Raw genomic sequence first — 11,830 nt, 5'->3', positions numbered from 1 at the left:
CGACCTAGGTCGCTTGCCGTTGATGAGAAAGCTACCTAGGTCACTTTTGGGTGTCAAGCGCTCTCGCGCCCTGAGTGCAAACGACCTAGGTCAAGTACGCTTTCGGGGTGGACTCACAGCCGAAGAGGAAGCCCAACGCCCGCGAAATCGCAGCCAGGATCAGAGAAGAGATCGCTGCCGGGACGTTCGGTCCCGGGGACCGCCTGCCTGGCGCGCGGGCCTACGCCAAGAAGCTTGGTGTAGCCCTGATGACCGTGCAGAACGCTTACACGCAACTCCAGGAAGAGGGGTTGGTTGAAGGTGTCGCGGGGAGCGGCACCTACGTCCGCGACCCCGCCCCCGGCGAGCAGGGGCCCCGCGAGGCCGCGCAGCGCATGACCGAGCTGCAAGCCGAGGTCGCGCGCGTCTCGACCGAACTCGCCGGCCTTGCCGAGCGTGTCAAGCAGCTTGAGGCGGCCGTGAGCTCCACCAAGGGGGAGCCCGGCGCCTAGCGTCCGTCGCGGTGCGTTCGTCGTCATGCTCTTAGCGTGTCCCGGCGGGCCCTCCGTGAGTACGTACTCCCGCCGCCCCTGCACCGAACTAATCCGAACTTTGGCTCCTTAACGGGGTGTTGGCGGGTCGTCAGGGGCTGCCAGACTGGCCGCATGGCTGAACTGAACGGGAAACCCGTCACCCTCGATGAACTGCAGAGCCTCGCCCTCACCAACTATGGGCACTTCACGTCCATGCGCATGGAGGACGGCACCATCCGGGGCCTGTCGCTTCACCTGGATCGATTGGTGCGCGACTGCCGCATCGTCTTCGGTGTCGAGTTGGACCGCGAGCAGACGCTGAGCTACATCCGTAAGGCAGCCATGGGCATCACCGGTGTCGCTGGTCTGCGCGTCACGATCTTTGATCCCGCGATCAACATGGGACGCCCCAGCGACGCCAAGGACCCTCACGTTCTGGTGAACTTGAGGCCGGCGGGTGCCCTGTCCCCGCCGCCACTCACCGCCAAGTCCTTCGCCTTCACCCGCGACAGTGCGGAGGTGAAGCACATCGGCCTTCACTCGCAGCTCAGGATTCGGCGTGACGCGCAGCTCGCCGGATTCGACGATGCGGTATTCGTCGAACCGGATGGTCGTGTCTCCGAGGGCGGCACGTGGAATCTCGGTTTCGTTGATCAGGACGGGACAGTTATTTGGCCAGACGCCCCTGTCCTGCCCGGTACGACAATGCTATTGCTTCAGAGCCTTGACGCTCCCAAGCAAGTCACTGCCCCGGTGCGGCTTGCCGACGTCCCGAATATGGCTGCCGCATTCGCCACGAACACGACGATCGGGGTGCGCTCTGTGAGCGCACTCGACGACGTGCAGTTCCCGCAGGACCACCCCGTGCTAGACGCACTGCGTGACGGCTACGCCGGGATTCCCGGCGACAGCCTGTAGACGCGTGCCGTCGCCCTTTCCGGGGCGGCGACTCACGACAGAGGTAGCCCATGCCACTCGTTACGAAATGGACTGGACGTGAAGTCAAGGCCCTGCGTGAGGCCGTACGCATGAGCCTGATGGAGTTCTCCGAAAAGCTCGGGGTGTCCGATCGCATCGTTTCCCGGTGGGAAGGAGACGGTGAGAAAGCCACTTTACGCATGGTGAATCAAGCGGCCTTGGACACCCTGCTTGCCAAGGCGGACCAGGATGCTCAAGGGCGCTTTGTCGGCATTCTCGCGGCGGATGACATCCCCACCCAAGCGGTCATCGAACCTGACGAAGACCAGACGAGCAGCGGCGAATATGTGAAGCACCCCGGAGACGGGAAACTCATGGCGCATGTCCCGGAAGGAATCTTCCTATCGGGAGAGGATGACGAACCGGTGTGGGTGGATGAATTCCACATCGATACCTTCCCGACGACCAACGCGGACTATGCGCGGTTTTGCGCGGCTACTCGGCACCCGGTACCTGAGCACTGGGAGAGCGGCCGATGTCCGCGTGAGCTGTACGACCACCCCGTGGTGCACGTGACTTGGCGAGACGCGAGCGCGTACGCGACGTGGGCGGGGAAGTCGCTGCCGACAGCCGAGCAGTGGGAGAAAGCGGCACGTGGCACATCTGGCCGCACCTTCCCGTGGGGCGATCAGAAGACTGCCGCAAAGTGCAATGTCCGGGAGACCGGCGTGGAGCGCACGACGTCTGTCTCCCGGTATCACAGCGGCGTTTCGCCCTACGGGGTATACGACATGGTGGGCAACGTGTGGGAATGGCTCGCGACGCCGACCACGCCAGGGCGGTACGAACTCCGTGGCAGTGCCTTCACGAGTCCCTTGTTCAGAGGTGTGCCGGCGGTCCCCAATGACGCCGACGACACGATGCACGACGACGACACAGGGTTCCGCTGCGTGGCGACACCTGATCAGATGAATCCTCGCAAGAGATGACCGCAAGCGCATATTTGACTGAAAGCTCCAGGTGAAATATCGGGCGGAAGCTTGATCGTTAGCGGTTGTAGTGCTTGATTTAAAGGGGGAGTGCATGCCTGAGGTGAATTCAGAAGGATTCAGTGCAGATGGAGCCACTTACGAGTGGCTAATGGGGAGGATGCCAGAATCCGAGCAGGACTGGATCACGGAGTATCGTCTCGCGGTCAAAAAGTTAGACGGCTATCTCCGGCTGTTCGCGCATAAAGACGACGAGGTCGGGGACCTGAGTCGTCAGGTAGCTTCCCTGCTGGAGGAGAAACGGCAGCTCGCGGCGGAAAATAGTCAGTCGTCGTTTCATCTCGGGAAGCGTCCAGAGACTCCCGAAGAGTTTGATGCAGAAGTTCGACTCAGAGAGATTGATAGGCACTGGGAGGTGGAACTGGCTGATCGGAAGCACCGAGCAGATCTTTCTTTCCAGCATTCTGGGCTCATTAGGCGCGCAGAAAGTGTTCGCGGTTGGGCGCTGGTCGCAGTGGTATTTGCCATCATCGCCTCACCTTGGGTCGCCATGCTTGCTGGTGTGGCTGCTAAGGACTTCAGCCTCTATGTCACCCCAGTCACTGGGATCGCAGGAGCCATCATCGGCTACTGGTTTGGCCAGGGGCAGCAGATCGATCTCCGTCCTCCGACGATCGCTGACTCGCTGGCGTCTTCACCCCGCGCGGAGTCACCCGGTGGGCGACCGGCAGTCTGAAACCCCAACGCGTTGTCATCTTGCGGTAGTGGCTGCGGAGGGGAGTGAATGCCAGTGCCGTGGGCCATGCGTGGGCCAGGCAGCCTCTCGTGAGGGCCTGAACAGCTCTTGACCAGGGCGTTCCTACCGCACGCTTGACGCTCTTGAAAACCGTCGTGGCAGCGATGTCACCGTGGGTTCAAATCCCACACCCACCGCAGGTGAACGGCCCCTGACCTGGAGAACCGGTCGGGGGCCGTTCGCATGCGCGCTGTCCGTCGGTAACCGTGATTGCCCGTCAGTTCACGGCCGAACGGGCGCGGCGAAGGGCACGGGTGCCACCTCGGCAGCAGCGGGAGCCGCCCGGATCCGGGCGGCCCTACGCCCCCCGGCGACCCGTCATGCGCGCCGCCGAGGCGATCGTCGACCGGGCCTCGCGGTACGTGAGGCCCGTGCGGACCGCCGCGTCGGTGAGGGCGTCCGCGAGGTCGGTGCCGAATCCGTTCTCGTAGGCGCGGCAGGCGGCCCAGAAGAGGCGGGTGTTGCGCTGGCCCGCGTGGGCGGTCAGGACGAACTGGACGAGACCCTGGCCGTGCTGCTCCGCGGCCCCGGCCGCCGCTCCCGGTGCGGCCCGGCGGGTGCGGGGCGGGGGTGTGAGCAGACGCAGCAGGGCGGGCGGGCAGGGCGCGGGCGCCAGGTGGGCGGTGCCCGGGGCCGTGCCGTACACGCCGTGTTCGGTACGTGAGCCGGGGCCGACGAGGTAGCCGCCGGCCCCTCTGATGTCGATACCGGGGGCGAGCCGGCCGGCCGAGTTGGGGACGACCGCCTCGGCCGGGCCGCGCAGCCAGAGGTGGCGGCCGCCGCTGGGGGTCAGGACGACCACCGTCTCGGGGATCGTGAACAGGTGGCGCAGGGCCAGTTCGCGCAGGGCCGCCGTGGAGTCCGTACCGGATTTGGTGTCGAGGTCCACGCCGATGAGGTGGTGGGGAGGCAGTCCGCAGGCGATGCCGTAACCGCTGGCCCAGGGGGCGGCGGCGAAGAGTTCGCGGATGCGGCGGGGGTCGGTGGAGGCGTCGTACACCCCGTGTCCGAGACGGCCGCACTCGCCGTGGCAGCCGGGCATCGCGGAGTCGGGGGCGGCACGGTGGGGGGAGCGCAGGGCCGGGAGCTTGGTCCGGGACAGCGGAATGACCGCCAGCCCGCGCTCGGCTGCGGACAGGGCGTGCGCCAGGGCCAGGGTGGTGACCTGCCGGTCGATGGTGGCCATGGATCCATGTTCGTACAGACGTTCGAAAAAGGGAAGAGGGCTTCGGCCGGAGGTGGCGCGGGCCTGTGTTTCACGGCCGTCGATCAGTCGAAGGAGACCGTCGCCGTCAATTTCACCAGCCTCTGGTGGTGAGTGGAGGGCCGATGCGGGGAGGTCGTGACGTCTGCGCGGCGGCGCTGCGGTGCCGCCGCGCAGACGCGTTCCGGGGGTGCGGAGTCGGGAGGGCCGGGAAGGGGCGGGCCGGGAACGCGGGCGGCCTTGACAGTCCGAGTGACCTGACGGACAGTCAGAAACCTTCGTCCGTAGGAGATCCTGGAGGGCCGCCGCCGTGCACCTCGCCCCCACGGAGCGCCGGCGACGCCTGCGCGCCGACCCCCGTACGTACGTCCGCGACCTGATGCCCGAGAGCCCGCCGACCGCCGAAGACACCTATGGGCAGGAGGCGCCGCCCCGCCGCATCGGCGCCGAGGCGTACCGGGCCGGTGCGCCTGGGGTGTGCGGGGGCGGGGTGAGCGAGGTGCAGTGGGAGACCGTGGCGACGACGCGGCTCGGGACGCGCGGGGGGCGGCGGTGAGTGACGCGTTCACGGCGCGCCTCAAGGCGTACGAGGGGCGGGCGGCCGCCGTCGGGGGCGTGGGCAAGGACCCCGTGAACGGGCCGATGATCCGGCACTGGTGCGAGGCGACGGGCGACGAGCACCCGGCCTACGCGGGGCCGGAGGCCGTGGCGCCGCCGACGATGCTCCAGGTGTGGACGATGGGCGGCCTGTCCGGACACGCGGGACGCGCCGGAGCGTACGACGAACTGCTGGGACTGCTCGACGACGCCGGGTGCACGTCGGTCGTCGCCACCGACTGCGAGCAGGAGTATCTGCGCCCGCTGCGGCCGGGGGACGAGATCACCTTCGACGCCGTGATCGAGTCCGTCTCGGAGCGCAAGAACACCAGACTGGGCGCGGGCCACTTCGTCACGACGCGCATGGACGTCCGGACGTGCGGCGAGCTCGCGGGGACGCACCGCTTCCGCATCCTCAAGTACGCGCCCGCGCCGCGAAGGCCCGACGCGCGGCGGCCTCGACCGGTGATCAACCGGGACAACGCCGGCTTCTGGGAGGGCGTCGGACGCCGCCGGCTGCTCATCCAGCGGTGTGCGGGCTGCGGGACCCCGCGTTTCCCCTGGCTGCCGGGATGCAACGCGTGCGGCTCCCCGGAGTGGGACCCGGTGGAGGCGAGCGGCGCCGGGACCGTCTATTCGTACGTCGTCATGCACCACCCGCCCTTCCCCGCCTTCGACCCCCCGTACGCGGTCGCCCTGATCGAACTCGCCGAGGGGGTGCGCATGGTCAGCAACGTCGTGGGGGTGCCGTACGACAAGGTGCGGATCGGGATGCCCGTACGGCTGCGGTTCGAGCGGTACGACGAGGAGCTGGTGCTGCCGGTCTTCGGCGCCGACGTCCACCCCGGAGCGGCGGTCTTCGGCGCCGACGTCCACCCCGGAGCGGCGGCCCCCGGCGCCGAAGCCCACCCCGGAGCGGTCTTCGGCGCCGACGCCCACCCCGAAGCGGCGGTCTTCGGCGCCGACGTCCACCCCGAAGCGCTGGAACCGGGGGAGCTGATCGCGCGTGGGGAGGGGCAGGCATGAGGGCCGGTGAGCAGGTGCCGCCGCTGGAGATCGCGGTCACCCGCACGCTGATCGTCGCCGGGGCCATCGCCTCCCGTGACTACCAGGACGTGCACCACGACGCCGAGGCGGCCCGGGCGAAGGGTTCGCCGGACGTCTTCATGAACATCCTGACCACCAACGGGCTGGTCGGCAGGTACGTCACCGACCACTTCGGTCCTGGCGCGGTGCTCCGCAAGGTCGCCATCCGGCTCGGCGCGCCCAACCACCCCGGGGACACGATGGTGCTGACCGGCACGATCGAGGCCGTGGACGGCGACGCGGTCACCGTGCGGGTCGTCGGCGCCAACAGTCTCGGCAGCCACGTGACCGGCACGGTCACGGTGACGGTCCCGGACCCCGCTCCCGGCGCGGGCGCCGGCCGGACGGCGGGCGGTGCGCCATGAGCGTACGGACCAGGGACCGGCTCGGCGGCCGGGCGGCGATCGTCGGGATCGGGGCCACCGAGTTCTCGAAGGACTCGGGGCGCAGCGAGCTGCGGCTGGCCGTGGAGGCCGTGCGGGCGGCGCTGGACGACGCGGGACTGACACCGGCCGACGTGGACGGTCTCGTCACCTTCAGCATGGACACCAGTCCGGAGATCACCGTCGCCCAGGCGGCCGGGATGGGTGAGCTGTCCTTCTTCTCCCGCGTCCACTACGGGGGCGGCGCGGCCTGCGCGACCGTCCAGCAGGCCGCGCTCGCGGTGGCGGCCGGGGTGGCCGAAGTGGTCGTCTGCTACCGGGCGTTCAACGAACGGTCGGGACGCCGGTTCGGTTCCGGGGTGCAGCACCGGGAGCCCTCCGCGGAAGGCGTGGCGCTCGGCTGGACGCTGCCGTTCGGGCTGCTCACGCCCGCCTCCTGGGTGGCGATGGCGGCCCAGCGGTACCTGCACGCCCACGGGCTGTCCCCGGAGGTGTTCGGCCGGGTGGCCGTGCTCGGCCGGCGGTACGCGGCGACGAACCCGGCGGCGTACTTCCACGGCCGGCCGGTCACCCTCGCCGAGCACGCCGCGTCCCGCTGGATCGTGGAGCCGTTGCGGCTGCTGGACTGCTGCCAGGAGACGGACGGCGGCCAGGCACTGGTGGTGACGTCCGTGGAGAGGGCCCGCGATCTGCCGCGCCGCCCGGCGGTGATCACCGCGGCGGCGCAGGGCGCGGGGCGTGCGCAGGAGCAGATGACCAGCTTCTACCGGGACGATCTGACGGGGCTGCCGGAGATGGGAGTGGTGGCGCGCCAGCTGTGGCGGACCTCCGGGATGAGACCGGCCGACATCGACGTCGGGATCCTGTACGACCACTTCACGCCGTTCGTGCTCATGCAGTTGGAGGAGTTCGGTTTCTGCGGACCGGGGGAGGCCGCGGACCTGGTGGCCGAGGAGCGGCTGCCGCTCAACACCCACGGCGGACAGCTCGGCGAGGCGTACCTGCACGGGATGAACGGCATCGCGGAGGCGGTACGCCAGCTGCGGGGCACGGCGGTGAACCAGGTGCCCGGCGCCGGCCGCGTCCTCGTCACCGCGGGCACCGGAGTTCCCACATCGGGGTTGATTCTGCGGTCGGACGGATGAACGGGGCGTGTGGTTGACGCCTGTGGGCGGGGGTGGGTCGGTTCACTCACCGTATGCATCGTCACGGACGTCATCCGAGTCACAGCGGTCATCAGCGCGGTCCGAGGGCCGCCGTCGCCCTGAGCCTGGCGCTGCTCCTGCTGGCCGGAGCCCCCGCCTTCGCCGCGGAGCCGGCCGGTCCCGGACCGGAACCATCCCGCCAGGGCTCCAGCCTCTCCGGCCCGGGGGCGGAGCAGGCCGACGTCCACTCGTCGTCGCCCGGCCCCGGAACGCACCCCTCCGGCTCCGGACCCGGGGAGTCGGTCCCGGCCGACGTTCCGGTTCCTGCCGACGCGGAGCTCCCGGCCGTCGCGCCGGGAGCTGAGGAGACCACCTCCCGGGACGACGGCTTCGGGCCGGGCGAGGGACGGGAGCCGGGCCGCGACGAGGACCCGGGCTCAGGGCAGGACAAGGGCTCAGGGCAGGACAAGGGCTCAAGGGAGGACCAGGCGGGCCGGCAGGACCGCGACGAGTGGCGGGACCGGGACGACTGGCAGGACCAGGCCGGCTGGGCAGACCAGGACGGCCGCGAGGGCCGGGGCGAGGGCGAGAGCCGAGGCCAGGAACCGGCGCGGGAGCCGGTGCCGGAGCCGCGTCAGGAGCAAGAGGACCGGCGTGAGCCGGAGCGGCGGCAGGGCGGGACGCAACCGCAGCGGTCGGCCGCGGCCCCCCGGTTCAAGGGGTGGGCCTTCGACACCTGCCACACCCAGTCGACGGACACGATGCGCCGCTGGCGGACCTCCCGCTACCGCGGGGTGGGTGTCTACTTCGGCGGCCGCGGCCGTGCCTGCCCGAACCAGCCGCTGCTCACGCGCGGCTGGCTGAAGGCGGTGAAGAAGCAGGGCTGGAAGGTGCTCCCGCTGTACGTGGGATCGCAGTCGCCGTGCGTGTTCGGCAGCTCCAAGCGGCACGTGACCGTCGGGAGCCGCCCCTGGGAGCAGGGGAAGACCGAGGGCGCCGACGCGGTGCGCCGGGCGGACGCGCTCGGCATCCGGCAGGGCAGCCCGCTCTACCTGGACGTGGAGGCGTACAACCACCTGAACAAGAAGTGCGCCAAGTCCACGCTGCGCTTCGTGCGCGGCTGGAACCGTGAAGTGCGCAAGCGGGGCTATCTGCCGGGGTTCTACAGCAGTGCCGCGACGGGCGTGCAGCACATGGAGACGGCGCGCCGGGCCGGGGTGAAGGACCTTCCGTCGGTGATGTGGTTCGCGCGCTGGCGGGTGAAGCCGCAACTGGCCAAGGAGCCGGTGCTGGCCCGGGGCGCCTGGCCGAAGGGACGGATCCACCAGTACGCGGGGAACGTGCAGGAACGTCACGGGGGCCGCACCCTGCTCATCGACCGCAACGCGATGGACGCGCCGGTCGCCCGCATCGGCTGACACCGCGCCCCGAGGGCCCCGTCCTCGCGGCGGGGCCTCCCGGGCTGCTCGCGGTGCTGCCGAGGGAGGCACCTCAGGGGTGAACCCTCAGGGGACGTGCGCCGCTCGTCCACCTCCAGGAGGTGGAGCTGTCCCCACCTCTACAACCTGAGGCGGACATGCCTTCGGGACCTGCGGCCGATCCGCCGAACCGGGGGTCGCTCCTAGCGTGGAGCCATGACCACACCCGTCTGCACCAGCGCTTCGAAAGCCGTCACGTCGGCGAGGCAGACCCTTCCCTACCCGTCGTTCTCGTCGTACGTGAAGGCCCGTCAGCCGGTGCTGCTGCGCACCGCCCGGTCGCTCACCGCGAACCCGTGCGACGCCGAGGACCTGCTGCAGACGGCGCTGACCAAGACGTATGTGGCCTGGGAGCGGATCGAGGACCACCGGGCGCTCGACGGCTACGTCCGCCGTGCGCTGCTGAACACGCGGACGTCGCAGTGGCGCAAGCGCAAGGTGGACGAGTTCGCGTGCGACGAGCTGCCGGAGCCGGCGGGCCTGCCCGCCGGGGACCCCGCCGAGCAGCAGGCGCTGCACGACGCGATGTGGCGGGCGATCACGAAGCTGCCCGCCCGGCAGCGGGCGATGGTCGTCCTGCGGTACTACGAGGACCTGAGCGAGGTGCAGACGGCGGAGGTGCTCGGCGTCTCCGTCGGCACGGTCAAGTCGGCCGTGTCGCGTGCGCTGGGCAAGCTGCGGGAGGACCCCGAGCTGAGCCCGGTGCGGTAGGGGTTCGGGCCGGGGCAGCCCCCCGTCCCCGGCCGATGTCCTGGCCGCCGGGGGGTGCCGGAGACGGGCCGCGGAGAACTGAGGCCTGATCGATCACCCGGAACTAGTGACATACCGAGCGGTATGTGCGCAGAATCGGGCCAGCCTTATTACCACCGCGTAGGCAATGCCGCCCCGGGAGGACGCCGTGCTGAGCACGATGCAGGACGTACCGCTGCTGATCTCGAGGATCGTGACCCATGGGGCACGCGTCCACGGAACGTCGCAGGTGACCACCTGGACCGGTGAGGGCGCCCCGCAGCGCCGCTCCTACGCGGAGATCGGCGACCGGACCGCACAGCTCGCGCACGCCCTCCGCGAGGACCTGGGGGTGACCGGCGACGAGCGCGTGGCGACCCTGATGTGGAACAACGCGGAGCACGTCGAGGCGTACTTCGCGATCCCGTCCATGGGCGCGGTGCTGCACACGCTCAACCTCCGCCTTCCCGCGGAGCAGCTGGTCTTCATCGTCAACCACGCCGCCGACCGCGTGATCCTCGTCAACGGCTCGCTGCTGCCGCTGCTCGCCCCGCTCCTGCCCCAGCTGCCCACGGTCGAGCACATCGTGGTCTCGGGCCCCGGCGACCGCGCGCTGCTGTCGGGTGCGGCGGCCCAGGTGCACGAGTACGAGGACCTGATCGCGGGCAAGCCGACCGCCTTCGACTGGCCCGAGCTGGACGAGCGCACGGCCGCTGCCATGTGTTACACCTCCGGGACCACCGGAGACCCGAAGGGCGTCGTCTACTCGCACCGCTCGATCTACCTGCACTCGATGCAGGTCTGCATGGCCCAGTCCATGGGGCTCACCGACGAGGACACCTCCCTCGTGGTGGTCCCGCAGTTCCACGTCAACGCCTGGGGCCTGCCGCACGCCACGTTCATGACGGGCGTCAACATGCTGATGCCGGACCGCTTCCTCCAGCCGGCCCCCCTCGCCGAGATGATCGAGAGCGAGCGGCCGACCCACGCGGCGGCCGTCCCCACCATCTGGCAGGGACTCCTCGCCGAACTGCACGCCAAGCCCCGGGACGTCAGCTCCCTCACCCAGGTCACCATCGGCGGCTCGGCCTGCCCGCCCTCGCTCATGCAGGCGTTCGACGAGCTGGGGATGCGGGTCTGTCACGCCTGGGGCATGACGGAGACCTCCCCGCTCGGCACGGTGGCGCGACCGCCGGCCCATGTAGTGGGCACCGAGGAGGAGTTCGCCTACCGCCTCACGCAGGGCCGTTTCCCGGCCGGTGTCGAGGCGCGGCTGACCGGACCCGGCGGCGAGCGGCTCCCCTGGGACGGGGAGTCCGCGGGCGAGCTGGAGGTGCGCGGTCCGTGGATCGCTGGCGCGTACTACGGCGGCCAGGGCGCCGAGGCGCTGCGTCCCGCCGACAAGTTCAGCGAGGACGGCTGGCTCAAGACCGGTGACGTCGGCACGATCAGCTCCGACGGCTTCCTGACCCTCACGGACCGGGCCAAGGACGTCATCAAGTCGGGCGGCGAGTGGATCTCCTCGGTCGACCTGGAGAACGCACTCATGTCCCACCCGGACGTCACCGAGGCCGCCGTGGTCGCCGTACCGGACGAGAAGTGGGGCGAACGCCCGCTCGCCACCGTCGTGCTGAAGGAGGGCGCCACCGCCGACTTCTCCAGCCTGCGCGCCTTCCTCGCCGACGAGGGCAAGATCGCCAAGTGGCAGCTGCCTGAGCGCTGGACGATCATCGAGTCGGTGCCCAAGACGAGCGTCGGCAAGTTCGACAAGAAGGTGCTCCGCAGGAAGTACGCGGCGGGCGACCTGGACGTCACGCAGCTCTGACGGTCACGAAGGACCCGCCCCGCCGACCGGACACCGGGGCGCGGGCAGACACGGATCGGGGGGCTGTTTCCCGTGAAACAACGCCCCCCCCCCTTTGTTCGACCACTCCATTTGTTCCTCCGCGTGCCCACCAATCGCCACCTCTGTTCCTCCCCCCCCCACTGGTCG

The 11,830-nt window shown here is 69.8% G+C and carries 12 protein-coding genes; 11 read left to right on the top strand and 1 reads right to left on the bottom strand.

The features are described 5' to 3' along the window. The first annotated feature begins 107 nt into the window (after nt 1-107). From AC069T_RS32595 to AC069T_RS32580, 4 genes are all read left to right on the top strand, one after another. Nucleotides 108-491, top strand: coding sequence for a GntR family transcriptional regulator (locus tag AC069T_RS32595; protein ID WP_478786171.1), 384 nt, complete (start codon nt 108-110; stop codon nt 489-491). Between the two features lie 153 nt (nt 492-644). Continuing rightward, entirely contained in the window at nt 645-1,430 is a 786-nt protein-coding gene (locus tag AC069T_RS32590; protein WP_478786170.1) for an aminotransferase class IV family protein, read from the top strand. 110 nt (nt 1,431-1,540) lie between these two features. Further along, nucleotides 1,541-2,419, top strand: a complete 879-nt coding sequence (locus tag AC069T_RS32585; RefSeq protein WP_478786169.1) for an SUMF1/EgtB/PvdO family nonheme iron enzyme — start codon at nt 1,541-1,543, stop codon at nt 2,417-2,419. A 94-nt stretch (nt 2,420-2,513) separates the two neighbouring features. Then, nucleotides 2,514-3,155: a hypothetical protein gene (locus tag AC069T_RS32580; RefSeq protein ID WP_478786168.1), complete on the top strand. Its 642-nt coding sequence runs from the start codon at nt 2,514-2,516 to the stop codon at nt 3,153-3,155. A gap of 358 nt (nt 3,156-3,513) precedes the next feature. Here the strand turns inward: AC069T_RS32580 and AC069T_RS32575 are convergent, their stop codons facing one another. Then, complete coding sequence (locus tag AC069T_RS32575) at nt 3,514-4,401, bottom strand: bifunctional DNA primase/polymerase (protein WP_478786167.1); 888 nt, start codon at nt 4,399-4,401, stop codon at nt 3,514-3,516. A gap of 328 nt (nt 4,402-4,729) precedes the next feature. Between AC069T_RS32575 and AC069T_RS32570 the strand changes: the two genes are divergently transcribed. The 7 genes from AC069T_RS32570 to AC069T_RS32540 all read left to right on the top strand — a co-directional run bounded on the left by AC069T_RS32570 (nt 4,730) and on the right by AC069T_RS32540 (nt 11,662). After that, nucleotides 4,730-4,975 carry a hypothetical protein gene (locus tag AC069T_RS32570; protein WP_478786166.1) on the top strand — a complete coding sequence of 82 codons (246 nt, stop codon included), beginning with the start codon at nt 4,730-4,732 and terminating at the stop codon, nt 4,973-4,975. Then, nucleotides 4,972-6,042, top strand: coding sequence for a bifunctional MaoC family dehydratase N-terminal/OB-fold nucleic acid binding domain-containing protein (locus AC069T_RS32565; RefSeq protein WP_478786165.1), 1,071 nt, complete (start codon nt 4,972-4,974; stop codon nt 6,040-6,042). The genes AC069T_RS32570 and AC069T_RS32565 overlap by 4 nt, the downstream gene beginning before the upstream one ends. Beyond that, complete coding sequence (locus AC069T_RS32560; protein WP_478786164.1) at nt 6,039-6,467, top strand: MaoC family dehydratase; 429 nt, start codon at nt 6,039-6,041, stop codon at nt 6,465-6,467. Before AC069T_RS32565 ends, AC069T_RS32560 begins: the two co-directional genes overlap by 4 nt. Further along, the gene (locus AC069T_RS32555; protein ID WP_478786163.1) at nt 6,464-7,630 is read left to right on the top strand and encodes a lipid-transfer protein; all 1,167 of its coding nucleotides are present in this window, start codon (nt 6,464-6,466) and stop codon (nt 7,628-7,630) included. Before AC069T_RS32560 ends, AC069T_RS32555 begins: the two co-directional genes overlap by 4 nt. A 53-nt stretch (nt 7,631-7,683) precedes the next feature. Then, complete coding sequence (locus AC069T_RS32550) at nt 7,684-9,048, top strand: DUF1906 domain-containing protein (protein ID WP_478786162.1); 1,365 nt, start codon at nt 7,684-7,686, stop codon at nt 9,046-9,048. 216 nt (nt 9,049-9,264) lie between these two features. Next, nucleotides 9,265-9,819, top strand: coding sequence for a SigE family RNA polymerase sigma factor (locus AC069T_RS32545; RefSeq protein WP_476752932.1), 555 nt, complete (start codon nt 9,265-9,267; stop codon nt 9,817-9,819). Nucleotides 9,820-9,985: 166 nt separating this feature from the next. Then, nucleotides 9,986-11,662, top strand: coding sequence for a long-chain fatty acid--CoA ligase (locus tag AC069T_RS32540; protein WP_478786161.1), 1,677 nt, complete (start codon nt 9,986-9,988; stop codon nt 11,660-11,662). Nucleotides 11,663-11,830 lie beyond the last annotated feature (168 nt).

The sequence above is a fragment of the Streptomyces sp. NPDC043867 genome (assembly GCF_056435845.1).
This window is presented reverse-complemented; position numbering and strand designations above follow the sequence as displayed.

Excerpts from the sequence above, each read along its gene's own strand:
- AC069T_RS32590 (WP_478786170.1), top strand. The coding sequence starts at position 645 with ATGGCTGAACTGAACGGGAAACCCGTCACCCTCGATGAACTGCAGAGC.
- AC069T_RS32585 (WP_478786169.1), top strand. The coding sequence starts at position 1,541 with ATGAGCCTGATGGAGTTCTCCGAAAAGCTCGGGGTGTCCGATCGCATC.
- AC069T_RS32580 (WP_478786168.1), top strand. The coding sequence starts at position 2,514 with ATGCCTGAGGTGAATTCAGAAGGATTCAGTGCAGATGGAGCCACTTAC.
- AC069T_RS32575 (WP_478786167.1), bottom strand. The coding sequence starts at position 4,401 with ATGGCCACCATCGACCGGCAGGTCACCACCCTGGCCCTGGCGCACGCC.
- AC069T_RS32560 (WP_478786164.1), top strand. The coding sequence starts at position 6,039 with ATGAGGGCCGGTGAGCAGGTGCCGCCGCTGGAGATCGCGGTCACCCGC.
- AC069T_RS32555 (WP_478786163.1), top strand. The coding sequence starts at position 6,464 with ATGAGCGTACGGACCAGGGACCGGCTCGGCGGCCGGGCGGCGATCGTC.
- AC069T_RS32550 (WP_478786162.1), top strand. The coding sequence starts at position 7,684 with ATGCATCGTCACGGACGTCATCCGAGTCACAGCGGTCATCAGCGCGGT.
- AC069T_RS32545 (WP_476752932.1), top strand. The coding sequence starts at position 9,265 with ATGACCACACCCGTCTGCACCAGCGCTTCGAAAGCCGTCACGTCGGCG.
- AC069T_RS32540 (WP_478786161.1), top strand. The coding sequence starts at position 9,986 with ATGCCGCCCCGGGAGGACGCCGTGCTGAGCACGATGCAGGACGTACCG.